Genomic DNA, 24530 nt, shown 5'->3' with positions numbered 1-24530 from the left:
TGATAAGCAATAAGTCGCCAAGGTGCCCCGATGCCCCATTTCCAGATCGAATACTCCGCCAATCTAGAGGACGTGCTGGACATCTCTGCACTGTGCGAGGCGATCCGCGCAGAGGCGGCCGCAATCGACACCTTTCCCATTGCAGGGATCCGGGTGCGGGCGCTGCGCGTCGATCATGTGGCAATTGCCGATGGCAACCCGGACCATGGTTTCATCGACCTGTCCATCCGCCTGCGGGAGGGGCGCAGCGACACCGTAAAGCAAGACGCAACCGCCCGTATCTTTGCGGTGCTGCGCAACTTCGTGGCCCCGGCGATGGATCGCCATTCCATCGCGCTGTCAGCAGAGATGCGCGACATCAATGCAGCGCTTTCACCGAAATTCGGAAATATCCGTGATCATCTGGAGGACCCGGCATGAGCCAGCTCGACAGCCATATCCGCAAATTGGACAGCTATCTGGAGCGGTTCCGTGCCTCCGGGATCCAGAACCGGATTGCCGGCGCCGATGTGGCCGGCGGAGCAGGGGTGTTTCAGACCATCTCGCCGGTGGACAAAAGCGTGATCTGCGATGTTGCCCAGGGCTCAGCCGCAGATATCGACGCCGCCGCCCGCGCCGCGCAGCAGGCCTTTGCAGATTGGCGCGACCTGTCGGCCTCTGAACGCAGGAAGATCCTCATTCGGATCGCCGAAGGCATCGAAGCCCGCGCCGAAGAAATCGCGCTCTGTGAATGCTGGGATACTGGCCAGGCCTATAAATTCATGTCCAAAGCGGCGCTGCGCGGAGCCGAGAATTTCCGGTATTTTGCCGATCAGGTTGTGCAGGCGCGCGATGGCCAGCATCTTAAATCCCCAACCCTGATGAATGTGACCACCCGTGTGCCTATCGGCCCGGTTGGGGTGATCACGCCGTGGAACACACCCTTCATGCTCTCGACCTGGAAAATTGCGCCGGCGCTAGCGGCGGGATGTACCGTCGTTCACAAACCCGCCGAAGCCTCACCGCTGACCGCGCGGCTGCTGGTCGAGATCGCCGAGGAGGCAGGACTGCCACCGGGTGTGCTGAACACTGTCAACGGGTTCGGCGATGAGGTGGGCAAGGCGCTGTGCGAACACCCGGCGATCCGGGCCATCGCCTTTGTCGGGGAATCGCGCACCGGCAGCCTGATCGTCAAACAGGGCGCCGATACGCTGAAGCGCAACCATCTTGAGCTGGGCGGCAAGAACCCCGTCATCGTGTTTGAGGATGCCGATCTTGAGCGCGCGCTCGATGCGGTGATCTTCATGATCTATTCGATCAACGGCGAACGTTGCACCTCCTCCTCCCGGCTTCTGGTCCAGGACAGCATCCGCGCCGACTTCGAAACCCGGCTGATCGAGCGCATCAACAATATCAGGGTTGGCCACCCCCTGGATCCCGCGACCGAGATCGGCCCGCTTGTCAGCGAGGAGCATTTCAACAAGGTCACCAGCTATTTCGGCATTGCCAAAGACGACGGCGCGACGATTGCCGTCGGCGGCGAGGTGCTGGGCAACGAGGGGTATTTCGTCCGCCCGACACTGTTCACCGGTGCCCGCAACGATATGCGGATCGCGCAGGAGGAGATCTTTGGCCCGGTGCTGACCTCAATCCCCTTTGCGACCGAGGAGGAGGCGCTGGCGCTGGCCAATGACACCGCCTATGGGCTCACCGGATATCTCTGGACCAACGATCTGACGCGGGCGCTGCGCTTCACCGACAAGCTGGAAGCGGGCATGATCTGGGTGAACTCGGAGAATGTGCGCCATCTGCCCACGCCCTTTGGTGGCGTCAAAGCCTCCGGCATCGGTCGCGACGGCGGCGACTGGTCGTTTGAGTTCTACATGGAGCAAAAACACATCGGTTTTGCCACCGGCTCCCATAAGATCACCAAGCTAGGAGCGCTCTGATGCCTGTTCCCGCCCCAAATCTCTATCCCGATTTCAACACGATCCGGCTCAGCCACGTTTGCCTGAACGTCAAGGATCTGGCCGCCTCCAAGCGTTTCTACACCGAGATCCTCGGTCTTCAGGTCAGCGACGAGGACACACAGCGCGTCTACCTGCGCGCGATGGAGGAGCGCGGTCACCACTGCGTGATCCTGCAACAATCAGATCAGCCGGGCACGGTTGAGGTGATGGGGTTCAAGACCTTTGACGAGGAGGATCTGGACCGCGCCGACGCCTATTTCCGCAAGAAGGGACGGCCAACAGAATGGGTGCAGCGCCCGTATCAGGGGCGTACGCTGCTGACCTCGGACAATATGGGGATCCCGCTGGAGTTCTACCACAAGATGGACCGGCTGGCGCCGATCCACCAGCAATACGCGCTCTATCGCGGTGTGAAACCTTTGCGGATCGACCACTTCAACTGCTTCAGCCATGACGTCGATGCCTCGGTCGCCTTCTATAGCGATTTCGGCTTTCGGGTGACGGAATATACCGAAGACGAAGACAGCAAGAAACTCTGGGCGGCCTGGTTGCATCGCAAAGGTGGTGTGCATGACATGGCCTTCACCAATGGCACCGGCCCGCGTATGCACCATGTGGCCTTCTGGGTGCCGAACCCGCTCAATATCATCGACCTGCTCGATCTGATGGCGACCACCGGCTATGTGACCAATATCGAACGCGGCCCCGGTCGACATGGCATTTCTAATGCCTTCTTCCTCTATATCCTCGATCCCGATGGCCACCGGATCGAAATCTACTGTTCCGATTATCAGACCGTCGATCCCGACCTTGAACCGATCAAATGGGATCTGAAGGATCCGCAGCGCCAGACGCTCTGGGGGGCGCCGGCCCCGGAAAGCTGGTTCAAACATGGCAGCCGTTTTGTCGGCGTCACGCCGAGGGAGTCGGAGTTACAAGCCAGCCCGATCATCGCGCCATGAAGTTTGCAAGTTACAGCGCAGCCGGGCAGGCTTTCTACGGGGCCGCAACCGATGACGGGATGATCGCGCTTAGCCCGGACTTCCCGCAATGGCCGACCCTGCTGGATGTGGTGCGCGCGGGCGGGCTGGATCAGCTGATGGTCGCGGTCGAGGGCAGATCCGTCACCCACACAGATGTGCAGTACGACATGGTGCTGCCCAATGCGCGGCGGATCCTCTGTGTCGGCGTCAACTTCCCGGATCGCAATGCCGAATACAAAGACGGCAGCGAGCAGCCGAAATACATGTCGCTTTTCCCCCGCTTTGCCAGTGGCTTCACTGGCCACAATCGCCCGCTCATCCGCCCCCCGGAAAGCCACATGCTTGATTATGAGGGCGAGGTGGCGATTGTCATCGGCAAAGGCGGGCGGCGCATCGCACAGGCCGACGCCTATGACCATATCGCCGCGCTCACCATCTGCAACGAAGGCACCATCCGCGACTGGGTGCGCCACGCGAAATTCAACGTCACCCAGGGCAAGAACTGGGACAACTCCGGTGCCATCGGCCCCTGGCTGGTGCCGTTCCGGGATCCGGCGCAGCTGGATGACGCGCGCATCATCACCCGTGTGAACGGAGAGGTCAGGCAGGACGATGTCCTGTCGCGCATGATGCACCCGATCCGGCGGGAGATCGAATATATCTCCACCTTCATGACGCTTGAGCCGGGCGATATTATCGTGACCGGAACCCCCACCGGGTCCGGCGCACGGCTGGATCCGCCGCAGTTCCTGAAACCCGGCGATGTGGTTGAGATCGAGGTTTCCGGCATCGGCACGCTGCGCAACACGATCGAGGACGAAGCCCCATGACACCGCAGGATCACGCGAGGGCCGCAGAGGATCTCCTGCGGGCGGAGGCAACGGGACAGCAGATCGGCCTGCTCAGCAGACGCTATCCGCAGATGGATATGGACGATGCCTATGCAATCCAGAATGCGATCTGCGAAGCCAAGCTGGCGCAGGGGCACAACGTCGTCGGCTGGAAAATCGGCCTCACCTCCAAGGCGATGCAATACGCGCTGAACATCGATATACCCGACAGCGGTATCCTGTTTGACGACATGGTGTTTTCACATGGCACGACAGTTCCCGCCGGTCGTTTCATCCAGCCGCGGATCGAGGCGGAGATCGCCTTTGTCATGAAACACGCCCTCAGTGGCGGCGATATTACCCGTGCTGCGGTGCTTGCCGCCACCGACTATGTGGCACCCGCGCTGGAGATCCTCGACACGCGCATCGCGCGCAAGGACAGGGAAACCGGCCAAAGCCGCAACGTATTCGACACCATCAGCGACAATGCGGCTAATGCAGGTGTCGTACTGGGACCGCAGCGCCACGCGGTCGACGCCTTTGATCTGCGCTGGGTCGGGGCAATCACCTCGCGCAATGGCGAGGTTGAGGAAACGGGGCTTGGCGCAGGCGTGCTTGATGATCCGGTCGAAAGCGTGGTCTGGCTGGCCCGCCGCATGGCACAATATGGCCAGCGCATCGAACCCGGTCAGATCATCCTTTCCGGCAGCTTCATCCGCCCCGTCGAATGCCCCTCCGGCACTGCGATCAGGGCTGATTTCGGCCCCTTCGGCGCGGTGGAGATCACCTTCGCCTGAGACAACTTCACCTGTGCGATGCTTATGGCACTGCGACGGCGCCGCTTGTGAGAATGGGCTTGTTGTTTTTCAGATGCCGCGCCACCAACCGGCGTTGCTGTCTGCCACTGGGGATATGGCAGGCCGTGCTGCATGCGGCCTGCGGCGCAAGCAGCTCGGGAAACAGCAGGGTGACCTCTTCATAGGCCTCCGGCGTCAGCGCCTTCAGCGCTTCGGCACCGGTAAACAGGCTCTCGGTCGGGGCACCCTCGGCAAAAATCACCTCATGCCTGTCGAACAACAGGTGGAAATACTCCACCGGCTCGCAGGTCTGCTCGATATCAATACCAGGCAGCTCGGTCAGCCGCACGGCGGCGACCAGCACATCGGCGTCGGCAAACATCCGTTCGCTGATCTTTGACGAAACCAACATGCGATGCTGCCGAGACACCAGAAGATCGCGCATCGGCAGACCATGCCCCAGCGCCCCGGCGGTGATCCTGACCGGGCGCAGCTTGGGGTTGGCGCGCAGCGCATCCGCCGTCAGCGCGCGGCTCATCACCATACGCAGCGGCCGGTAGCTGCCATCAGCGACCAGCACGCGATCACCGGCGGTCAGGGAGTCGACAGCCACCCGACCCCGTTCGGTTTCGATCAGGGTGCCGCGGACAAAACAGGTGATCTCGGAATAATTCCAGCCCGTGGTGTGGCTCTGGTAACTGCCAAGCGTCGCACCAACGGTGAATTCAGAACCCGGGCCGGGGACAAAATACCAGCTGCCGCCGGTGTTGAAGAAATAGAAGGTCTCGACATGGGGGGTGCCGCCGGTGTCGGTGAAGGAGACGTCAATGGCGTAAGGCTCCCCTACAGATCCGCCGAAGGCGCCCCCGTTGATGCTGATGCTCTCGTTGCCGTCGGCACCGCCCTGATAGGCCCCGTCATCGTCATCCAGCGTCGCGGTATAGGATGTATTGTACTGGGCGTTGTAGCCAGCCGCGCTCCAATTGAAGGCTGTGACGGTATACTGTGGCATCTAGCTCTGCCCCTGCGATCCGCTATCGTCTTGCGACAGCGATTTGAACAGATGGCGCAGCCCTGCCGGATTGAGCTTGTACCGTATCGCCCCGGAGCCAAGCTCAGCCTCGGCCAACTGCCGCTCCGCCGCGTCCACCTCTGTGCCGCAGCGTGTTCTCAGATCGGAACAGAAGTCTTGGTTCTTGCGCGTCGCCATCACTCACCCGGCTCACTCTTTAATCATGGTTACCAATTACTTTAGGCGAGTGTGGCGTTTCGCCAAACAGTTTTTGCGCGACTCCACGCAGCGCCGCCGAAAAGGGGCCCGTAAATGCGCAGATCAGTGGCGATGTGATCGGTATCGCGGTGGCCGACGCTGGCCTCAGCGCAGCGGCAGATGGCCCAGGTGGTCGTCGCCGCGTTCCCGCGCCAGTCTCATCTGTTTCTGCCGCTCGCGGAACCGGGCCTTGTCGGCCTCAGAGGTCTCATTGATACAGAGATGGCAGGACACCCCCTGCTCAAAGGCAGGATTGGATTTGTCCTCTGGCAGAATGGGCCTGCGGCAGCCGTTGCACAGCTCATGCGGACCTTCCAGCAACCCGTGTCCGACGGACACCCGGCTGTCAAAGACGAAACATTCGCCGGTCCAGCTGCTGTCTTCCTGCGGCATCTCCTCAAGATAGCGCAGGATACCACCTTTCAGGTGATAGACATCCTCCACGCCCTGACCAATCAGGAAGTTGGTGGATTTCTCGCAGCGGATGCCACCGGTGCAGAACATCGCAACACGCTTGTTGTGGAACCGGTCCTTGTTCTGTTCCCACCAGGCCGGAAATTCGCGGAAGCTCTCGGTCTTGGGGTCGATCGCGCCTTCGAAGGTGCCGATGGCAACCTCGTAGTCATTGCGGGTGTCGATCACCACGACATCATCCGAGCGGATCAGATCGTTCCAGTCTTCCGGCTCCACGTAATGGCCGACGCGGGCACGCGGGTCGATGTCCGGCTGGCCCATGGTGACGATCTCTTTCTTCAGCCGCACCTTCATCTTGCCAAAGGGGGGCTTGTCGCTGGTGGCTTCCTTCCATTCAAGATCGCTGCAACCGGGCAGCGCCTTGATATGGGCCAGCACCGCATCAATCCCGGCGCGCGGGCCAGCGATGGTGCCGTTGATGCCTTCCTGCGCCAGCAGCAATGAGCCCCTGACCCCCTGCGCCTCGCAAAGGGCCAGAAGCGCCGGTTTCAGAGCGGCGGGATCGTCGAAACGGGTGAAGTGGTAGAGAGCGGCAATCGTATACATGGCGCCGCTCTACACCAAGCAGGCAAGGCGCTGCAAGGTCGTGGAATGCCGCATCGCCGCAGCTTTGTTGACGGGTGGGCGCAGGGGGCGTACCCCTGTCAGGCAACACGTGGAGAACCCGATGACCAAAGCCCTGATCGTGATTGATGTTCAGCTGGATTTCTGCCCCGGCGGTGCCCTGGCGGTGCCGGACGGGGATCAGGTCGTGGCGCCGATCAATGCGATGATGCCTGACTACGACGCAGTGCTGATGACACAGGACTGGCACCCGGCCAACCACAGTTCCTTTGCTTCGCAACACCGCGACGCTGCCGCCTATGACAGCATCGACATGCCCTATGGCCCGCAGGTGCTCTGGCCCGATCACTGCGTGATCGACAGCGCCGGGGCGCAGTTCCACCCGGATCTGGACCTGCGTGGCGACCTGATTCTGCGCAAGGGTTACCGCCGTCATATCGACAGCTATTCGGCGTTCTTTGAAAACGACCAGAGCACGCCCACCGGATTGCACGGCTATCTGCAGGACCGCAGCATCCGCGATCTGACGCTGGTCGGGCTTGCCACCGATTTTTGTGTCGCATTTTCGGCACTGGATGCCGCCCGTTTGGGCTACGACGTGACAGTGGATTTGACAGCCTGCCGCGCGATTGATCTGGATGGCTCTCTGACAACCGCAGTAACGCATATGCAATCGGCAGGCGTGCGGCTGGTTGGTGCCTTTGGGTAAGTTATTAACGAATTGACGATATTCAGAGACTCGTCGTCATCAGGGACCTTGCAAAGAGATGCCGCAGGCCGATGCGCTCAACACTGGGCCGCTAGAAACCTATAGCAGGCGATACAGCCAGCGCGGGCTGCTCAACCGCTATGCGGATGGGCGGTGCCGGTATTTTGCGTTCCGCCAGCTGATCATGGCAGGGCTGTCGGCGCTGATCGGTCTGCTAATATCTCCAATGGCTGGTCTCTTGGTCTTTGTGGTCGCGTTTCTCGGCGACCTGGTTGATACGCTCTACCTTATGCGGGCAACGCCGATTGCGGATAATGCCCCCTATAAGCGCGTGCTGGCCATCAGCAGCCTCACCGCTGGGGTGCAGGCGGTTTCCCTCTCCTTTCTGGCCTGTTCACCATCGTATTTCATCCACGCGGAAAACCACCTGCATCAGGCCCATGCCACGCCGCTGTTCACCGTCGGTATCCTGGTCGGGGCCGCCATCAATGCCACGGTGATCCTGCCCTATCAGATCTCTGCCGGTATCGTGCGGCTGGTGGTCTATGCGCTGACACCTCTGGTCAGCATCGCGATTGAAACCCTTGCCGATCACAGCACTGCCGTGATCGAGGTGCAGTCCTTTCAATTCGCCGGTCTGGGCGTGCTCTATGTCAGCGTCTTCTTCTTCGTCAGCTTTATCGCGGGTCGTTACCACCGCAGCCGGAAAAACACCCTGGCGATGGCCCTGCAACATAAGCAGCTGGCCAAGATCAACGCCAAGCTACAGGCCCAGCAGCTGCAATCCCAACAGCTTGCTCTGGTGGCCGAGAATGCCAACGACAGCGTCTTCCTCATGGATCAGGAGGGGCGGATCACATGGGTCAATGAGGCGTTCACCCGGATCACCGGCTACCGCTACGATGAGGCGATCGGCAGGATGCCGGGTGAGCTGCTGAACGGTGAAGACACCGATATGGCGGTGGTCAAGGCACTGGAGAAGGGGCGCGCCACCGGCAAACCGTTTCGGCTTGAGATCTGCAATCGTCGCAAGGATGGTCAGCGTCTGTGGCTGGAGACCAATCAGGTGCCGATGCTGCGCGACGACGGGACGGTGGAGACCATCATTGCCGTCGAACGTGATATCACCGCCTCCAAACAATACGAACAGCAGCTGAAGGATGCCCGCATCGCCGCGGAGGAGGGCGCGCGGGTGAAATCCGAATTCCTCGCCACCATGAGCCATGAGATCCGCACCCCGATGAATGGGGTTATCGGCATGGCGCAGATGCTGGAACGGACCAATCTGGATGACGAGCAAAAGCTCTATGCCGATACGATCCTCGGCTCGGCCCGCACTCTTTTGTCGCTGATCAACGATGTGCTTGATCTCTCGAAGATGGACGCGGGCGAGGTCATCCTGAGCGAGGTTGATTTTGATCTGCGCGCCTGTTTCCAGCAGACCTTGAAGCTTTTTGAACCGCAGGCGCAGGAGAAGGGCATCAGCCTTGATCTCGATATCGCGCCGGACGTGCCCCGGCTGATCAATGGCGACGATCGGCGCCTGCGCCAGGTCTTGCTGAATCTGGTCGGCAATGCGGTGAAATTCACCGAGACCGGCGGCGTTCGCGTCGCGGTGGCCACCACGCAGGCGGGCGACCGGCTGCGCCTGCGCTTCTCGGTCACCGATACAGGCATCGGCATCGCCAAGGACAAGCAGGATCAGATCTTTGAACGCTTCTCTCAGGCCGATGCGGCGATCACGCGGCGGTTTGGCGGCACCGGTCTTGGCCTCACCATATCGCGCCTCCTGTGCGAGGCGATGGGCGGTGAGATCGACGTGACCTCTGACCTTGGCAAAGGGGCCTGTTTTTCCGTCCACCTGCGCATGCAGCCTGCCACCGGCTCCGCCCTGTCCGACACCGACGGCATCACCCCGCAGGAAGAAGGCTGTTTGCAGGGGATGCGTATCCTCGTCGCTGAGGACAACAGGATCAACCGCCTCCTGGTTGAGAAATACCTTCAGGACGAACCGGTTACGCTGGAATTTGCCGTGGATGGCGCCGAGGCGGTCGAGAAAACGCCGGAGTTTGATCCCGATGTCATTCTGATGGATATGTCGATGCCGGTGATGAACGGGCTGGAGGCCACCCGCATGATCCGCGAGATGGAGATCCGCCAGCCTGTCATTGCGGCACTGACGGCCAATGCCTTTGATTCCGATCGCGAGGCCTGCCTGTCCGCGGGCATGGATGATTTCCTCAGCAAGCCGATCAACCGCGATGACCTGCTTGCGGTTCTGTGCAAACACAGCCTTCCTCAGGGTCGTCGCGCAGCAGTCTGATTTCCTTTGCTCCTGGCTGCGGCCTGTTTTATCAACCATTGAAACACGATGGATGAGGCCGCCTGTGGACATTGCAACCCGCGTCTATAACCACAAGTGGAAGATCGATCCGATCGTGCGCTCGCTGATCGACACCGATTTTTACAAACTGCTGATGTGCCAGTCGGTGTATCGCAATCGCCGCGACACCAATGTCCGCTTCTCGCTGATCAACCGATCCAAACATATCCCGCTGGCCGATCTGATCGACGAAGGCGAGCTGCGCGAACAGCTTGACCACATCCGCTCGCTATCGCTGTCGCGTGGCGAAAGCACCTGGCTGCGCGGCAATACGTTCTACGGCAAGCGCCAGATGTTCCGCTCCGATTTCATGGAGTGGTTCGAGGGGTTGCGCCTGCCGCCCTATGAGCTGGAGCGCAAGGGCGACCAATACGAACTGACGTTTGAAGGCAAATGGCCCGAGGTCATGCTCTGGGAAATCCCGGCCCTGTCGGTCCTTATGGAACTGCGCAGCCGCGCGGTGATCAACAGCATGGGCCGGTTTGAACTCCAGGTGCTCTATGCCCGCGCCATGACCCGGGTCTGGGAAAAGATTGAACAGCTGCGCGACATAGACGGCCTCAGCATCGCCGATTTCGGCACCCGCCGCCGTCATGGGTTTCTCTGGCAGGACTGGTGTGTGCAGGCGATGATGGAGGGGCTGGGCGATAAATTCACCGGTACCTCGAACTGCCTGATTGCCATGCGCCGCGAGGTCGAGGCTATTGGCACCAACGCCCATGAGCTGCCGATGGTCTATTCCGCGCTGGCCGAAGATGATGCCGCACTTGCGCAGGCCCCCTATGATGTGCTGTCCGACTGGCATGACGAGCATGAAGGCAATCTGCGCATCATCCTGCCCGATACCTATGGCACCCGGGGTTTCCTGGATCGCGCGCCGGACTGGCTGGCGGGCTGGACCGGCATCCGTATCGACAGCGGCGATCCCGCAAGCGGCGCCGAAACTGCGATCCGCTGGTGGCAGGAGCGGGGCGAGGACCCGCAGGACAAACGGGTGATCTTCTCCGACGGGTTGGATGTTGCCAAGATCAAGGAACTGCATGCGCAGTTTTCAGGCCGTACCAAAGTGTCCTTTGGCTGGGGCACGCTGCTGACCAATGACTTCCGCGGGCTGGTGCCGGATGACGGCCTCGCGCCGTTCTCCCTGGTGTGCAAGGCGGTGTCGGCCAATGGCCGCCCCACCGTCAAACTCTCCGACAACCCGGAAAAGGCGATGGGCCCGCAGGCTGAAATCGACCGTTACAAGCGGGTGTTTGGTGTCGGTGAACAGCAAAGCCAGGCGGTAATAGTCTAGAAATACTTCGCCCATCTGGGGGCGTTGGGCGCGGATTTCCCAATAAGTTGCGGCAATGGATCTGCCCCAATGTTTCGCACGCGAAACAATGGGTGAGTCCTGCTGACCTTGATCGCGGGCGTCGGCTTAGCCGTGATAGGCCGCAACCGTTTTCAGCTGCGAAAACCCGTAGAGCGCCTCAAAGCCTTTTTCGCGGCCATGGCCCGATTTGCCCACCCCGCCAAAGGGCAGCTCAACCCCGCCACCGGCGCCATAGTTGTTGAGGAAGACCTGACCCGCGCGCAGGCGCTTGGCCAGCCGCATCTGGCGGGCGCCGTCGCGGGTCCAGATGCCCGCAACCAGCCCGTAGTCGGTGCTGTTGGCAATCCTGACCGCCTCTGCCTCATCCTCAAATGGGATCAGCACCTGCACCGGACCGAATACCTCGTCCTGCGCCAGCGGATGATCCGCCGCAACATCTGCAAACAGGGTTGGGCGCACATAGGCGCCTTTGTCGCTGGCCGCCTCACTCAGCACACCCTGCGCCGCAATCGTGAGGTCGGCGCCCTGCGCCAGATAACCCTCGACGATCTCTTTCTGCCGGGCGGAAATCAGCGGTCCCAGACGCAGGTCGGACAGGGCCGGCCCCACGGTCAGCCGGCTGTAGGCCTCGGCCATGGCGGCGCGCACCTGATCATAGACGCCCCGTTGCACCAGAATGCGCGAAGCGGCGGAACAGGTCTGGCCTGCGTTCTGGATCCCTGCGTTCACCAGAAACGGCAGGGCGGCCTCCAGATCGGCATCGTCAAACACCAGCTGCGGAGACTTCCCACCCAGTTCCAGCGTGACCGGCACCACATTGGCCCCTGCCGCCTGCTGCACCAGCGCGCCGGTTCTGACCGACCCGGTAAAGGAGATATGATCAACACCCGGATGCCCCGCCAGCGCCGCGCCAGCCTCGGCGCCGATGCCCGGAACCACGTTCAGCGCGCCTGCGGGCAGCCCGGCCTCGACCGCGATATGGGCAAAGGCGAGCGCGGTCAGGCAGGCTTCCTCGGCGGGTTTCAGGACGCAGGCATTGCCCATTGCCAGCGCGGCACCGACAGAACGGCCGATGATCTGCATCGGGTAGTTCCAGGGTACGATATGACCGGTGACCCCATGGGGTTCGCGCAGGGTGTAGACGGTATAACCGGCCTGATAGGGGATGGTCTCGCCATGCAGTTTGTCCGCCGCGCCGCCGTAGAATTCCAGATACCGCGCCAGCGCCACCGCATCCGCCCGCGCCTGTGTCAGCGGCTTGCCGACGTCCAGTGCCTCCAGCTGGGCGAGGGTCTCGCAGCGCTCCAGCACCATCTGGCCCATCCGGGTCAGAAGCCGCCCGCGTTCGGTGGCGGTCATCTCTCCCCAAACACCATCCAGAGCGGTGCGGGCAGCGGCAACCGCGGCGTCAATGTCGCGGGAGTCACCACGGGCAATCTGGCAGAGGATATTGCCATCAGACGGGTTCGTGAGGGGTAGCGTTCCGCCCCCGGCAGGGGCCTGCCAGCTGCCACCGATCAGGCAGAGTGCGGGATCAAACCAAAGCGGCGCTGCGTCAGTCATTCTGGGCTCCTGCGATGTGGAAACTGTAACTCTTGATCTGATGCTCGGTAAAAGGCGCGCCTTCACGCAGCTGCTCGACCCCCTTCACGGCGCTGAGACAGGTGCCCCAGAACGCCACTGCATTGGGCGAGCCTGCGGAAATGCCCATTCGCCAATACCCCGGAAATTCGGCAAAGATCAGGCTGGCCGCGGCATGGCCGTACCCCTGCCTGCGATAGGCCGGATCAATGGCAAATTCCGACAGTTCACGGCGATCATCGGGCAGGTTAAGTACGATGGCAAACCCGATGCGGTCCTGCTCCTGGCGGATCCAGAACGCCGTCACATCCTTGCGGTGCAGCATCTGGCCTGCGCGCTCACTGGGGTCGATCCGCAGGTCCGGGGCAATTTCGGAGTAGTAGCGGGTCAGCGCCGCTGCCAGCCGCGCCCGTTCGCGCGGCAGGATCAAGGTCAGTCTAAAGCTCATGCAGCCCCCGTTTTCAGATCGGGTAGCACCGGAGCGGCTGCGATCAGAGATGTCGTATATGGATGTTGCGGATTGGCAAACAGATCTTCTGTCCTGCCGTGTTCGACGATCTGACCCTTTTGCATGACCAGACAGCGGTCGGTCATGCTGCGCACCACATGCAGGTCATGGCTGATGAACAGATAGCTGAGCCCATAGGAGGTGCAGAGCTCTGCCAGAAGGTCAAGGATCTGCGCCCGCACGGAGACATCCAGCGCCGAGACCGCTTCGTCAAACAGGATCAGCTCCGGCCGGGTGATGAGAGCGCGGGCAATGGCGATGCGCTGGCGCTGCCCTCCGGAAAACTGGTGGATATAGCGGCCTGCGTCCTCGGGGTTGAGGCCAACGGCACTTAGTGCCTCAGCCACGCGATCGTCCCGATCTTGCCCACTGGGGGCGTCTGGAACGCCGTGGAAGGGTTCGGTGATCAGCCGTGCGACGCGGTGGCGGGGGTTGAAACTGCCAAAGGGATCCTGGAACACCACCTGCATCTTGCGCCGCTGCTCGGCGCTCAACCCCCTGGGCGACAGCGGGGTACCATCCAGCAGGATCTCGCCGCCTTGCAGAGGTTCCAGCCCCAGAATGGCGCGGGTCAGGGTGGATTTCCCGCAGCCGGATTCGCCCACCAGCCCCAGCCGTTCGCCACGATGCAGGGCAAAGCTGACGTGATCCACCGCGCGCATATGGTCTGCTGGCGCAAACAGGCGTTTGCGTGGCAGGGGATAGTCGCGCACCGCGTCGCGCACCTCCAGAAGGGGGGTGTCCTGCGGGTCGGTATCCACCACCGGGGGCAGGGCGGCCTGATGGTTCGAGGCGGCAAAGAGTTTCTGCGTATAGGGATGACGGCGATTGGCAAGAAGCTGCGTCGTGCTGCCGGTCTCGACCACTTCGCCTTTTCGCATGACGACGATCTGGTCGGCCATATCAGCCACCACCGCGAGATCATGGGTGATGATGATCATCCCCATACCGTAGTCGCGCACCAGATCGCGCAGCAGGTCGAGGATCTGCGCCTGTGTTGTCACATCCAGCGCGGTTGTCGGCTCATCTGCGATCAGCAGCGCCGGCCGCATGGCGATGGCCATGGCGATGACCACGCGCTGGCGCTGGCCACCGGACAGCTCGTGCGGATAGCGGCTGAGCGGGAATCGTTCGGCGGGCAGGCCCACCCGGTCCAGCAGGCTGCGCGCCTCTGCTTCGGCTTCGGCTTTGGTCACGCTGCTGTGTAGCAGGAGGGTTTCCATCACCTGATCGCCAATGCTCTGCACCGGGTTGAGCGCGGTCATCGGCTCCTGAAATACCATGCCAATCTTGCGCCCGCGCAGATTGCACATCTGCTCTTCGCTCAGCGCCAGCAGGTCCTGGCCCTCAAGGCTCAGATGCCCGGAGAGGCGGGTGCAATTGGGCAGAAGCCGCAGGATGGTCAGCGCGGTCAGGGATTTGCCGGACCCGCTTTCGCCGGTGATGGCTAGGATCTCGCCCGGATCTACCGACAGGGAGACATCACGCAGGATCGGGAAGGTCCCGATGGAGAGCGAGAGGTTGGTGATCTCAAGCAGGGTCACGCGCGACCTCCCTGCAATTTCGGGTCCAGCCAATCGCGCAGCCCGTCCCCCATCAGGTTTAGCCCCAGAACGGTGAGGATGATCGCGCAGCCCGGCACCAGCGCCATATGGGGCGCGAGGCTGACCATGGTCTGCGCATCGGCCAGCATCCGGCCCCAGCTGGGCACCGGCGGTTGTGCGCCAAGGCCGACGTAGCTGAGCCCCGCCTCGGCCAGAATGCCAAGCGAGAACTGGATGGTGCCCTGCACGATCAGCAGGTTGGCGACATTGGGCAGGATATGTTCGGCTGAAATTCTGGTCGCGCCCTTGCCTGCGACGCGGGCGGCCAGAATGAACTCCCGCTGCCAGAGCGACAGCGCCGCGCCACGGGTGACGCGGGCAAAGACGGGGATGTTGAAAATGCCGATGGCGATGATCGCATTGATCGCACCGGCGCCAAGGATGGCAGTGATCAGGATGGCGATCACCAGCGAGGGGAAGGCAAAGACCAGATCATTGGCCCGCATGATGCCTTCGTCCAGCCAGGACCCGCGTTTGGCTGCCGCGGCGAGGCCAAGCGGCACGCCGAGCCCCATGCCGATGCCCACCGCCACCAGTGCCACCGCAATCGAGGTGCGTGCGCCAACCATGATCATCGACAGGATATCGCGGCCAAAGTGATCGGTGCCGAGCCAGTGTATGGCGTTTGGGGCTTGCAGCTTGGCGGGGATGTTCATCGCGGTGTGGTCGTAAGGCGTCCAGATGAACGACAGCAGTGCTGCCAGCAGAACCAGTGCGGAGAGGACACCACCAAGGATGAGACTACGGGTCATCGGGGTCCTCGGGTGTCGCGGAGTGGCTTGCGTCCGACCCTGGGTGGGTGCAAAGCGCCCTCCCGGGGGGAGGGTCGGGCGCTGCCCGGCTGTGCCGGGCATGTGCGGGACATGTGGTTTGTCATCCGCGCCCCCGCAGTCTTGGGTCGACCAGCGCATAGGTCAGATCGACAAGGAAATTCACCAGGATCACCGCAAAGACCAGAAGCATCACGACGCTTTCCACCACGATCAGATCGCGGGCAGAGATCGCCTGAAACACCAGCCGCCCCAGACCCGGCAGGTAGAACACCTGTTCAATGATGATCGCGCCGGCAAGGAGGAAGGAAAACTGCAACCCGATGATGGTCAGCACCGGGATCAGCGCATTGCGCAGCCCGTGACGCCACAGGGCCTGCCGCTGGCTCAACCCCTTGGCGCGGGCGGTGCGGATGAAATCCTCGCCCAGAATATCCAACAGAGCCGAGCGCATGACGCGGGCCAGAATAGCCGCCTGCGGCAGGGCCAGCGCAATGGCGGGCAGGGTGAGGGAATGCAGCGCGGCCAGCGGGCCGGCCTCCCAGCCGACAAACCCGCCGGCACTGAACCAGCGCAGATTGATGGCAAACACCAGCACCAGCATCATCGCAAACCAGAAGTTCGGGACAGCGACCCCCAGCTGGGTTGCGCCCATCACGGCAATATCCCCTGATTTGCCCCGGCGCGCGGCGGCATAGATGCCTGCGGGCAAGGCAATCAGTGTCGAGAGTGTCAGCGCATAGATCGCAAGCGGCAGCGAGACCCAGAGCCGATCCGCAACCATCCGGGCCACCGGTGTGCGATAGGTATAGGAGGTGCCGAAATCGCCCTGCAACATGCCGGTGGACCAGCTGATGTAGCGGGCGAATTTCCCCTCGTCCAAGCCCAGTTCGCTGCGCAGGGCAGCGATCGTGTCGGGCTGTGCGTTGATTCCCAGCATGAAGGAGGCCGGATCGCCCGGTGCAATCTCGATGACGAAGAAGATCACCCAAGAGGCGATGACAAGGCTGACGATCAGCGACAGCAGGCGTTTGGCGATATAGCGTCCCATTGGCGGCAGGTTAGGGGGGCGCTGGGCGGGGGTCCAGAGCGGGCGGGCATCGACCTTGATAAATCGTCAAAGGCATTGTTTTCCAGTTGTCTGGCAGGATCGCATTAGGCGAAGGCGTGCGGCTATCGCGCAGCTGTCGCGTCGGTTGCAGATACGGGGTTTGGCGGCGCGCGGTTCCGGGCTATCTCTGGTCGCATGACACCGAGAACCGCCGCCATTTCACTGTCTGATCCTGCTCGGACAAGGTCCGTTCCAAAGGCGCTGGAGGCGCCGGTTTTTATCGGCTCGGAGATTTACCGTGGTTCCAGCTACGGGCGTGCGCATCCTTTGCGGGTGCCGAGGGTCTCAACGGTGATGGATCTGACACGGGCGCTGGGCTGGCTGCCTACGGCGCAGTATCAGGTCTCTCCCCGGGCAAAGCCTGCCGCCCTTCGGCGCTGGCACAGCGCTGAGTATATCGCGGCGCTTCAGGCTGCCGAGCAGGCGCAGGCTGTCAGCGATGAGGTCAAGGCACGCCATCACATCGGCACCATTTCCAACCCGGTGTTCCCCGAGATTTTTCGAAGGCCGGCCACGGCCGCCGGCGGATCTATTCTGGCCGGTGAGCAGCTCGCGCATGGTGGGGTGATCTACAATCCGGCCGGTGGCACCCATCACGGGATGCCGGATCGGGCGAATGGGTTCTGTTATCTGAACGACCCGGTGCTGGCGATGCTGTCACTGCGCCATCACGGTGCAGAGCGGATCGCCTATGTCGATATTGATGCCCATCATGCCGATGGGGTCGAGCATGGGTTTGCGGGGGATCCCGATGTGTTGATGATCTCCACCCATGAGGAGAACCTCTGGCCGAAGACTGGTCGGCTGGACGATGACGCAGGTGGAAGCGCGCTGAATCTGCCGGTGCCGCGCGGGTTCAATGACAGCGAGATGGGCTATATGCTGGAAGAGCTGATCCTGCCGGCGGTGGTGGATTTCGCGCCTGATGCGGTGGTCCTGCAATGCGGGGCGGATGCGGTCACCGAGGATCCTTTGGCGCATCTGGATCTGTCGAACAATGCGCATTGGTCGGTGGTGGAGGCGCTGCGGTCGCTTGCGCCGCGCTATCTCGTGCTGGGCGGTGGGGGCTATAACCCCTGGTCTGTCGGGCGGCTTTGGACCGGGGTGTGGGCGGTGTTGAACGGGCATGAGATCCCCGACCGTCTGCCACCAGCGGCAGAGCAGGTGCTGCGCGGGCTGGAGTTCAAGGGGCATCGTCTGGGGCGCAACCCGCCGGAGCATTGGTTCACCACACTGCGCGATGAACCGCGTCCCGGCCCCGTGCGCGATCAGATCCGCGAGGCTGTGACGCTGCTGCGCAGGCGGCGGGGGCTGCGCTGAGGTCTGAGCAAACGGCAACAGCGCCCCGGTCTGGGGCGCTGTTATTCAGTCTCTAACACTGGGGGAATGGTCTATTTTGCCCAGCTGACCGCCGTCAGGTCGGTGGCCTGTGTGGGGGCATTGGCCCAGAGACCTTGCAGATCCGCCTTGGCCACGCTCAGCGATGCCAGCTGGAACAGGAAGCCATTCACATAGTCGTTTGCGATGATCTCCTGCGCCTGTTGCAGCATCTTTGTCCGGGTGTCGGGATCGGTGGTGCCCGAGAGATCCGTCATCAGCTGCTGGAAGGCGACATTGTCATACTGGAAGTAGTAATCGGGGCGGGCATAGATGCCGATATCCATCGGCTCCGTGTGGCTGACGATGGAGAGGCCAAAGCTTTTGCCCCGGAACACGGTTTCCAGCCACTGCGCCCATTCCACATTGATGATCTCTGCGGTGATGCCGACCTCGGCCAGCTGGGCGGCGATGATTTCCCCGCCCCGGCGCGCATATGAGGGCGGCGGCAGGTGCAGCGTGGTGGTGAAGCCATCGGCCAGACCCGCCTCGGTCAGGAGGGCGCGGGATTTCTCCGGGTCATAGGCGCTGCTGCCGGTCAGATCGACATAGGCGGGGTGATGTGGTGCGAAATGGCTGCCAATCGGCGTGCCGTAGCCGAACATCGCACCATCAATGATGGCCTGACGGTCGATCGCATGGGCGACGGCGGCGCGGACCTTGGGATTGTCGAAGGGCGCCTGTTTGTTGTTGATCGACAGGATTGTCTCGCCCTCGGTGGAGCCGACAAGCACCTGAAACCGCGGGTCGGCCTCAAACTGGGGCAGGTTTTCCGGCGCGGGGAAACCGGAGAAGGCATCGACATCTTCGGCCATCATCGCCGCAAAGGCCGCCGTGGGGTCGGAGATGAATTTGAAGGTTGCTCCGTCCAGCATGGCGGGCGTGCCCCAGTAATCCGGGTTGCGCACAAGATCTATCCGGTCGCCCTGAACCCAGCCATCAAAGGCAAAGGCCCCGGTGCCGACGGGCATGGTCTTGATGCTCTCGATGCTTTCGGGGGCCACGATGACGGCATCGCCCCATGCGAGGTTGAACAGCATCATACCGTTGGGCTGCGACAGGGTCAGCCTGACGGTGAGCGGATCGACCGCATCAACACTGGCGATATCTGCAAACAGCGCCTTCTGGGCATTTGTGCTATCCTCGGCGCGGGCGCGATCAAGGCTGAATTTCACATCCTCGGCGTCCATCGTGGAGCCATCGTGAAAGCGGACGTCCTTGTGCAGAGAGAAGGTGTAGGTCAGCCCATCCTCGGAGATTTCCCAGCTCTCGGCGAGACCGGGTACAACCGAGCCATCGCCCATGAAGCGGGTGAGCCCTTCAAAGACGTTGGAATAGAGCACCTGATCAATGGCCCCGGCGGCAGCGCTGGTGGGGTCCAGATGTGGTGGTTCCAGTTGTAGGGCCACGGTGACGGTCTCTCGCGCCGCAGCCGCCCCCGCCAGAATGGACAGTGCGGAACTGGCAGCAAACAGGAATGGCAATCGTGTCATTGGTGGTCTCTCCCTCTGGGTGGTGGCCGCATTTTGTGACCTTTCGGAAAACTGTTCCGCGTTTTCCGTCAGGTAATCAAGGTTAGCGGGACATTTCGCCCCCTAGAAGCGCGCAGCGTAAATTGCTAGCGGTGCGCAATGCGAACGGAGAGGACAGCATCATGAGTGCAACGGCCCGCAAAATGGCTCCCAATGCCGAGGATATCCGCGCCCGCAAAGGCGGCACCCCGCTGGTGAGCCTCACGGCCTATACCACGCCGATGGCGCAGCTGATGGACGCGCATTGCGATTTTGTGCTGGTCGGCGACAGCGTTGGCATGGTGCTGCACGGTTTGCCCTCGACGCTTGGCGTCACGATGGAGATGATGATCCTGCACGGGCAGGCGGTGGCGCGCGGATTGAAACAGGCGATGATGGTCATCGACATGCCCTTTGCCAGCTATGAGGAAGGTCCGCAGCAGGCGTTTCGCAATGCCGCAAGGCTGATGGCTGAAACCGGCGCCGGGGCGGTCAAGCTGGAGGGCGGTGTCGAGATGGCCGAGACCATCCGCTTTCTCGTGAAGCGCGGCATCCCGGTGATGGCGCATATCGGCCTCACGCCGCAGTCGATCAACACGCTGGGGGGCTACAAGGTGCAGGGCCGCGACGCGCAGGCCGATGCCGTGCTGGCGGATGCTCATGCGGTGGCGGATGCAGGGGCGTTTTCCGTGGTGCTGGAAAAGGTGCCGCAGGGGCTGGCCGATCGGATCACCGCTGAGGTGGCGATTCCGACCATCGGTATCGGGGCCAGTGCCGACTGTGACGGTCAAATTCTGGTTGTCGATGACATGCTGGGATTCTTTACCGCCTTTAAGCCGAAATTCGTGAAACGTTATGCCGATCTCGGCCCCTTGGCAGAGGCGGCGATTTCCGAGTATGCAGCCGAGGTGCGCGCGCGGAGCTTCCCGGCGGCCGAACATGTATTTGCAGACCAGGCCCCGGCACCGACGACGGCGGCACCGGCCAAGGCCCCGCAAAAGGACTGATCCCATCATGACTGCTCCGATCCTACGCCGCCTGAGCGAATTGCGTGCGCTGCATTCCGACTGGCGCCGTGAGGGCGCGCGTATCGGCCTGGTGCCCACCATGGGGGCGCTGCACGACGGTCATCTGTCACTGGTGGCGGCGGCCAAGGCGGCTTGTGACCGGGTGATCGTCACCATTTTTGTGAACCCCAAACAGTTCAACAATGCCGAGGATCTGGCCAAATATCCGCGCACTGAACTGACCGACGCGGAGAAACTGGCGCCCTACGGGGTAGATGCCATCTATGTGCCCGACCCGGATCAGATCTACCCCGAAGGCTATGCGACCACGGTGTCGGTGGCGGGGCTGACCGATGTGCTGGAGGGCGAGTTTCGTCCGGGTCATTTTGACGGGGTGGCGACGGTGGTGGCGAAGCTGTTTCTGCAAAGCGGCGCCGATCAGGCATTTTTCGGCGAGAAGGATTATCAGCAGCTGATGGTGGTCACCCGTATGGCGCGGGATCTGGATATTCCGATCACCGTGCAGGGCTGTGCCACGGTGCGCGAAGCCTCCGGGCTGGCGATGTCCTCGCGCAATATGCGCCTGTCAGCCGAGGCGCTGGGCAAGGCGGGGCAGCTTTATCCGGTGCTTAGCGACCTGGCCGGGCAGCTGCGCGGTGGGGCCGAGTTCGGCGCGCTTGTCGAGAGCGCGCGTGCGCGACTGGCCGCGGCCGGTTTTGGCGAGATCGAATATCTGGACCTGCGCTGTGCCGAGACGCTGGCCCCGCTTGTCCGCCCCGACCGCCCGGCCCGGCTGCTGGCGGCTGCCTGGCTGGATGGCATCCGGTTGATCGACAATATCGCGGTTGATCAACTAAATGATTAGTAGGGGCTGGTAGCGGTCGCAGTTTTACGTCTAATCTCTGCTCCAAACGACCCAGGGGAGGGGCAAGATGACGTATATTCTGGCGATTGATCAGGGCACGACCTCGACCAGAGCGATCCTGTTCGATGATAAGATGCAGGCGGTAGGATCCGCGCAGCAGGAATTCCCGCAGCATTTTCCGCAGGCCGGCTGGGTCGAGCATGACCCGGAGGATCTGTGGAGCACGACGCTGGATGTCTGTCGGCAGGTGATGCAGGCGCAGGACGTCAAGGCGGCGGATATTGCCGGCATCGGTATCACCAACCAGCGCGAAACCACGGTAGTCTGGGATCGCCACAGCGGCAAGGCGGTCCACAATGCCATTGTCTGGCAGGACCGCCGCACCAGCGCCATCTGCGAAGAGCTGCGCGCCGCGGGCCACGAGGACAGCGTGCGCCAGAAAACCGGGCTGCTGCTGGATCCCTATTTCTCGGGCACCAAGCTGAAGTGGATTCTGGACACTGTTCCAGATGCCCGCGCCCGGGCCGAGGCGGGAGATCTGCTGTTTGGCACTGTCGACAGCTTTCTGATCTGGCGGCTGACCGGTGGCGCCTCCCATGTGACCGATGCGACCAATGCGGCGCGGACGCTGATGTATGATATCCGCAAGGGGCGCTGGAGCAGCGAGATCTGCGGCTTTCTCGGGGTGCCGCGCGGGATGTTGCCGGAGGTCAAGGATTGTGCCGCAGATTTCGGCACCACCAAGGCAGAGTTCCTGGGCGGCGAGATCGCCATTCTGGGGGTTGCCGGCGATCAGCAGGCGGCCACCATCGGGCAGGCCTGTTTCCAGCCGGGGATGATGAAATCGACCTATGGCACGGGCTGTTTTGCGCTGCTGAACACCGGTGATACGCCAGTTGTGTCGCAGAACCGGATGCTGACCACCATTGCCTATCAGCTGGACGGCGCGCCGACCTATGCGCTGGAGGGGTCCATTTTCATCGCCGGTGCGGCGGTGCAATGGCTGCGCGACGGTCTGGGCATTATCGGCTCGGCCCAGGAGAGCGGTGCGCTGGCGCGCAATGCCGATCCCGGTCAGGACGTCATTCTGGTACCGGCCTTTACCGGGCTTGGTGCACCTTATTGGAAACCCGATTGCCGGGGCGGGATGTTCGGTCTGACCCGCAGCTCGGGGCCTGCGGAATTTGCCCGCGCGGCGTTGCAGAGCGTGGCCTATCAGACCCGTGACCTCTGGGAGGCGATGCGGGCGGATTGGCAAGGCGAGAGTCTGGTCACCCTGCGGGTGGATGGCGGCATGAGTGCCAGCAACTGGACCATGCAGAGCCTGGCGGATCTGTTGGGGGCGGCTGTGGATCGGCCGGTGATGCAGGAAACCACCGCGCTTGGGGCCGCCTGGCTGGCGGGGATGCGGGCCGGTGTCTATCCCGATCAGGCCGGGTTTGCCGAGACCTGGGCGCTGGATCAGCAATTCACCCCGGCGATGGATGAAGACCGGCGCAGCGCCGCCTATGGGCGCTGGAAACGCGCGGTTGAGGCAGTGATCGGCGTCTGACATTGCCGCAGGCGGGCGCTCCCGCCTGTTCCGTCACAGTCGTGGACTGTGTCTGCGCAGTTGGGGGTGGCGCCGCGCGATGCGCGGCGCCCGGTCGCCTCAGTTGATGCGGGTGCCTGCGGGTATGGTGCGGGGGCGGGCGTTCAGCTCTTCGATCGAAAACCCGGCAATGGATTTGTATTTCGCGGCATGGGCGGCGAGCTGATCCTGCGGGATCACGTCGTTGATGTCGGTGAACTCCCCGCCGCAGAGATCCTCGACCTGTTGCAACACGCCGTCGGGGCCTCCCCCTGCGCGGTTGGCCATGCCAATGGCGGTGGTGACGGGACGCAGGGCGTTTTCGTAGCGGGTGAGGGCCTCAGGTGTTGCGCCATGGGTCAGTATCTGGGCGCCAATCACGCGGGCGTCGACAATGGCCTGGCTGGCGCCGTTAGACCCGACCGGATAGGTCGGATGTGCGGCGTCGCCCATCAGGCTGACCGGACCATCCTGCCAGCATGGTAGCGGGTCGCGGTCCACCATTGGATATTCATAGACGGTTTCGGCTCCGGTGATCAGCACGGGCACGTCGATCCAGTCAAAGCGCCAATCGGCAAAATCCGGCAGAATGTCATCTATGTCGGCAGCGCGGTTCCAGCTTTCCTTGTTCCGGGGCACACCGGGATCGAATTGTTTCTCTGCGATCCAGTTGATTACCGCCTTGCCGTCGGCGTCCGGCGCGCTGATCGGATAGGCCACCAGCCGCAGCTGGTTATGGCCGATCATTGCCATGGCCGCGCCGCCGTGGAAGGCCGGGGCCTGTGTGGTGGCGCGCCACAGGATGCGACCGTTCCAGATCGGTGCGCCCTCACCCGGATACATCTGCGCGCGGATGGCGGAATGGATGCCGTCGGCGCCGATCAGGAGATTGCCCTGCACGCCGCGCCCGCCGTCCAGATGCAGGGTGACGCCGTGATCTGTGAGCTCATATCCCGCCGCCCGCGCGCCGGTGGTGAGGACGCTGTCGCCCGCGCGGGCGAGAAGCGCGTGATAGAGCATCATCTGCAAGGCGCCGCGATGGACGGAAAACTGCGGCCAGCTGTAGCCCGCCGCCTGACCGCGCGGCTCCTCCCAGATGGTGTTGCCCAGTTTGGAATAAAATCCCAGCTGCCGTGTGCGGACGCCGATGGCGGAGAGCTCGGCCTCCAGCCCCAGATCGAAGAGTTCGCGCACCGCATTGGGTTGCAGATTGATGCCGACGCCCATCGGTTTCAGCGTTTCGGTGGCCTCGTAGATGTGGAAGGGTACACCCAGCTCGTGCAGGGTGAGGCCAAGTGTGAGCCCCGCGATCCCGGCCCCCGCAATCATCACTGTCATCTGGCCTGTCCTCT

General features: G+C 62.5%; 22 protein-coding genes. 12 read left to right on the top strand and 10 right to left on the bottom strand.

Annotation, left to right across the window (positions count from 1 at the left end):
* The first annotated feature begins 30 nt into the window (after window positions 1-30).
* The 5 genes from VWZ87_RS04820 to hpaH are packed head-to-tail and all read left to right on the top strand — an operon-like array spanning window position 31 to window position 4559.
* A complete protein-coding gene (locus tag VWZ87_RS04820; protein ID WP_416534261.1) occupies window positions 31-420 on the top strand; it encodes a 5-carboxymethyl-2-hydroxymuconate isomerase in 390 nt (129 codons plus the stop codon).
* On the top strand, window positions 417-1928 hold the full coding sequence (gene hpaE, locus VWZ87_RS04815) for a 5-carboxymethyl-2-hydroxymuconate semialdehyde dehydrogenase (RefSeq protein ID WP_416534262.1): 1512 nt from the start codon (window positions 417-419) through the stop codon (window positions 1926-1928). Before VWZ87_RS04820 ends, hpaE begins: the two co-directional genes overlap by 4 nt.
* Window positions 1928-2911 (top strand): 3,4-dihydroxyphenylacetate 2,3-dioxygenase, encoded by a 984-nt coding sequence (hpaD, locus tag VWZ87_RS04810; RefSeq protein WP_416534263.1) that lies wholly within the window; start codon window positions 1928-1930, stop codon window positions 2909-2911. Before hpaE ends, hpaD begins: the two co-directional genes overlap by 1 nt.
* Window positions 2908-3762 (top strand): fumarylacetoacetate hydrolase family protein, encoded by an 855-nt coding sequence (locus VWZ87_RS04805; protein ID WP_416534264.1) that lies wholly within the window; start codon window positions 2908-2910, stop codon window positions 3760-3762. Before hpaD ends, VWZ87_RS04805 begins: the two co-directional genes overlap by 4 nt.
* On the top strand, window positions 3759-4559 hold the full coding sequence (gene hpaH / locus VWZ87_RS04800; protein ID WP_416534265.1) for a 2-oxo-hept-4-ene-1,7-dioate hydratase: 801 nt from the start codon (window positions 3759-3761) through the stop codon (window positions 4557-4559). Before VWZ87_RS04805 ends, hpaH begins: the two co-directional genes overlap by 4 nt.
* Before the next feature lie 22 nt (window positions 4560-4581).
* Here hpaH and VWZ87_RS04795 read toward each other — a convergent pair whose 3' ends face one another.
* The 3 genes from VWZ87_RS04795 to VWZ87_RS04785 form a co-directional block, all read right to left on the bottom strand.
* Window positions 4582-5571, bottom strand: a complete 990-nt coding sequence (locus tag VWZ87_RS04795; protein WP_416534266.1) for a Hint domain-containing protein — start codon at window positions 5569-5571, stop codon at window positions 4582-4584.
* Window positions 5572-5769, bottom strand: coding sequence for a hypothetical protein (locus VWZ87_RS04790; protein ID WP_416534267.1), 198 nt, complete (start codon window positions 5767-5769; stop codon window positions 5572-5574).
* A gap of 165 nt (window positions 5770-5934) precedes the next feature.
* On the bottom strand, window positions 5935-6849 hold the full coding sequence (locus tag VWZ87_RS04785; protein ID WP_416534268.1) for a rhodanese-related sulfurtransferase: 915 nt from the start codon (window positions 6847-6849) through the stop codon (window positions 5935-5937).
* 121 nt (window positions 6850-6970) lie between these two features.
* Here VWZ87_RS04785 and pncA point away from each other — a divergent pair, with 121 nt between their 5' ends.
* From pncA to pncB, 3 genes are all read left to right on the top strand, one after another.
* Window positions 6971-7576: a bifunctional nicotinamidase/pyrazinamidase gene (pncA, locus tag VWZ87_RS04780; RefSeq protein WP_416534269.1), complete on the top strand. Its 606-nt coding sequence runs from the start codon at window positions 6971-6973 to the stop codon at window positions 7574-7576.
* 58 nt (window positions 7577-7634) lie between these two features.
* Window positions 7635-9899 carry an ATP-binding protein gene (locus tag VWZ87_RS04775; protein WP_416534270.1) on the top strand — a complete coding sequence of 755 codons (2265 nt, stop codon included), beginning with the start codon at window positions 7635-7637 and terminating at the stop codon, window positions 9897-9899.
* 64 nt (window positions 9900-9963) lie between these two features.
* Entirely contained in the window at window positions 9964-11253 is a 1290-nt protein-coding gene (gene pncB, locus VWZ87_RS04770; protein ID WP_416534271.1) for a nicotinate phosphoribosyltransferase, read from the top strand.
* Window positions 11254-11379: 126 nt separating this feature from the next.
* On the opposite strand, the gene VWZ87_RS04765 is transcribed toward pncB, so the two are convergent.
* From VWZ87_RS04765 to VWZ87_RS04745, 5 genes are all read right to left on the bottom strand, one after another.
* Window positions 11380-12837, bottom strand: coding sequence for an aldehyde dehydrogenase family protein (locus tag VWZ87_RS04765; protein ID WP_416534272.1), 1458 nt, complete (start codon window positions 12835-12837; stop codon window positions 11380-11382).
* A complete protein-coding gene (locus tag VWZ87_RS04760) occupies window positions 12830-13303 on the bottom strand; it encodes a GNAT family N-acetyltransferase (protein ID WP_260078801.1) in 474 nt (157 codons plus the stop codon). The genes VWZ87_RS04765 and VWZ87_RS04760 overlap by 8 nt, the downstream gene beginning before the upstream one ends.
* Window positions 13300-14907, bottom strand: a complete 1608-nt coding sequence (locus VWZ87_RS04755) for an ABC transporter ATP-binding protein (RefSeq protein ID WP_416534273.1) — start codon at window positions 14905-14907, stop codon at window positions 13300-13302. Before VWZ87_RS04755 ends, VWZ87_RS04760 begins: the two co-directional genes overlap by 4 nt.
* Window positions 14904-15719 carry an ABC transporter permease gene (locus VWZ87_RS04750; protein ID WP_340546385.1) on the bottom strand — a complete coding sequence of 272 codons (816 nt, stop codon included), beginning with the start codon at window positions 15717-15719 and terminating at the stop codon, window positions 14904-14906. The genes VWZ87_RS04755 and VWZ87_RS04750 overlap by 4 nt, the downstream gene beginning before the upstream one ends.
* A gap of 121 nt (window positions 15720-15840) precedes the next feature.
* Window positions 15841-16788, bottom strand: a complete 948-nt coding sequence (locus tag VWZ87_RS04745; RefSeq protein WP_416534274.1) for an ABC transporter permease — start codon at window positions 16786-16788, stop codon at window positions 15841-15843.
* A gap of 195 nt (window positions 16789-16983) precedes the next feature.
* Between VWZ87_RS04745 and VWZ87_RS04740 the strand changes: the two genes are divergently transcribed.
* The gene (locus VWZ87_RS04740; protein WP_416534275.1) at window positions 16984-18168 is read left to right on the top strand and encodes an acetoin utilization protein AcuC; all 1185 of its coding nucleotides are present in this window, start codon (window positions 16984-16986) and stop codon (window positions 18166-18168) included.
* A gap of 71 nt (window positions 18169-18239) precedes the next feature.
* Here the strand turns inward: VWZ87_RS04740 and VWZ87_RS04735 are convergent, their stop codons facing one another.
* Window positions 18240-19718 (bottom strand): ABC transporter substrate-binding protein, encoded by a 1479-nt coding sequence (locus VWZ87_RS04735; protein WP_416534276.1) that lies wholly within the window; start codon window positions 19716-19718, stop codon window positions 18240-18242.
* 161 nt (window positions 19719-19879) lie between these two features.
* On the opposite strand from VWZ87_RS04735, the gene panB reads away from it, so the two are divergent.
* The 3 genes from panB to glpK all read left to right on the top strand — a co-directional run bounded on the left by panB (window position 19880) and on the right by glpK (window position 23160).
* Window positions 19880-20743: a 3-methyl-2-oxobutanoate hydroxymethyltransferase gene (gene panB / locus VWZ87_RS04730; RefSeq protein WP_416534277.1), complete on the top strand. Its 864-nt coding sequence runs from the start codon at window positions 19880-19882 to the stop codon at window positions 20741-20743.
* A 7-nt stretch (window positions 20744-20750) separates the two neighbouring features.
* Window positions 20751-21608: a pantoate--beta-alanine ligase gene (gene panC / locus VWZ87_RS04725; protein WP_416534278.1), complete on the top strand. Its 858-nt coding sequence runs from the start codon at window positions 20751-20753 to the stop codon at window positions 21606-21608.
* A 67-nt stretch (window positions 21609-21675) separates the two neighbouring features.
* Window positions 21676-23160 (top strand): glycerol kinase GlpK, encoded by a 1485-nt coding sequence (glpK, locus tag VWZ87_RS04720; protein WP_340546391.1) that lies wholly within the window; start codon window positions 21676-21678, stop codon window positions 23158-23160.
* Between the two features lie 99 nt (window positions 23161-23259).
* Here glpK and VWZ87_RS04715 read toward each other — a convergent pair whose 3' ends face one another.
* The gene (locus tag VWZ87_RS04715) at window positions 23260-24516 is read right to left on the bottom strand and encodes a flavin-dependent oxidoreductase (RefSeq protein ID WP_416536881.1); all 1257 of its coding nucleotides are present in this window, start codon (window positions 24514-24516) and stop codon (window positions 23260-23262) included.
* Window positions 24517-24530 lie beyond the last annotated feature (14 nt).

Origin of the sequence: Phaeobacter sp. JH20_37, from assembly GCF_048056015.1 — a bacterium.
Classification (GTDB): Bacteria; Pseudomonadota; Alphaproteobacteria; order Rhodobacterales; family Rhodobacteraceae; genus Phaeobacter; species Phaeobacter bryozoorum.
This window is presented reverse-complemented; position numbering and strand designations above follow the sequence as displayed.

Bases quoted from the DNA above. Each gene is read 5' to 3' on its own strand.
- VWZ87_RS04820 (WP_416534261.1), top strand. From the start codon at position 31: ATGCCCCATTTCCAGATCGAATACTCCGCCAATCTAGAGGACGTGCTG.
- hpaE (WP_416534262.1), top strand. From the start codon at position 417: ATGAGCCAGCTCGACAGCCATATCCGCAAATTGGACAGCTATCTGGAG.
- hpaD (WP_416534263.1), top strand. From the start codon at position 1,928: ATGCCTGTTCCCGCCCCAAATCTCTATCCCGATTTCAACACGATCCGG.
- VWZ87_RS04805 (WP_416534264.1), top strand. From the start codon at position 2,908: ATGAAGTTTGCAAGTTACAGCGCAGCCGGGCAGGCTTTCTACGGGGCC.
- hpaH (WP_416534265.1), top strand. From the start codon at position 3,759: ATGACACCGCAGGATCACGCGAGGGCCGCAGAGGATCTCCTGCGGGCG.
- VWZ87_RS04795 (WP_416534266.1), bottom strand. From the start codon at position 5,571: ATGCCACAGTATACCGTCACAGCCTTCAATTGGAGCGCGGCTGGCTAC.
- VWZ87_RS04790 (WP_416534267.1), bottom strand. From the start codon at position 5,769: ATGGCGACGCGCAAGAACCAAGACTTCTGTTCCGATCTGAGAACACGC.
- VWZ87_RS04785 (WP_416534268.1), bottom strand. From the start codon at position 6,849: ATGTATACGATTGCCGCTCTCTACCACTTCACCCGTTTCGACGATCCC.
- pncA (WP_416534269.1), top strand. From the start codon at position 6,971: ATGACCAAAGCCCTGATCGTGATTGATGTTCAGCTGGATTTCTGCCCC.
- VWZ87_RS04775 (WP_416534270.1), top strand. From the start codon at position 7,635: ATGCCGCAGGCCGATGCGCTCAACACTGGGCCGCTAGAAACCTATAGC.
- VWZ87_RS04765 (WP_416534272.1), bottom strand. From the start codon at position 12,837: ATGACTGACGCAGCGCCGCTTTGGTTTGATCCCGCACTCTGCCTGATC.
- VWZ87_RS04760 (WP_260078801.1), bottom strand. From the start codon at position 13,303: ATGAGCTTTAGACTGACCTTGATCCTGCCGCGCGAACGGGCGCGGCTG.
- VWZ87_RS04750 (WP_340546385.1), bottom strand. From the start codon at position 15,719: ATGACCCGTAGTCTCATCCTTGGTGGTGTCCTCTCCGCACTGGTTCTG.
- VWZ87_RS04745 (WP_416534274.1), bottom strand. From the start codon at position 16,788: ATGGGACGCTATATCGCCAAACGCCTGCTGTCGCTGATCGTCAGCCTT.
- VWZ87_RS04740 (WP_416534275.1), top strand. From the start codon at position 16,984: ATGACACCGAGAACCGCCGCCATTTCACTGTCTGATCCTGCTCGGACA.
- VWZ87_RS04735 (WP_416534276.1), bottom strand. From the start codon at position 19,718: ATGACACGATTGCCATTCCTGTTTGCTGCCAGTTCCGCACTGTCCATT.
- panB (WP_416534277.1), top strand. From the start codon at position 19,880: ATGAGTGCAACGGCCCGCAAAATGGCTCCCAATGCCGAGGATATCCGC.
- panC (WP_416534278.1), top strand. From the start codon at position 20,751: ATGACTGCTCCGATCCTACGCCGCCTGAGCGAATTGCGTGCGCTGCAT.
- glpK (WP_340546391.1), top strand. From the start codon at position 21,676: ATGACGTATATTCTGGCGATTGATCAGGGCACGACCTCGACCAGAGCG.
- VWZ87_RS04715 (WP_416536881.1), bottom strand. From the start codon at position 24,516: ATGACAGTGATGATTGCGGGGGCCGGGATCGCGGGGCTCACACTTGGC.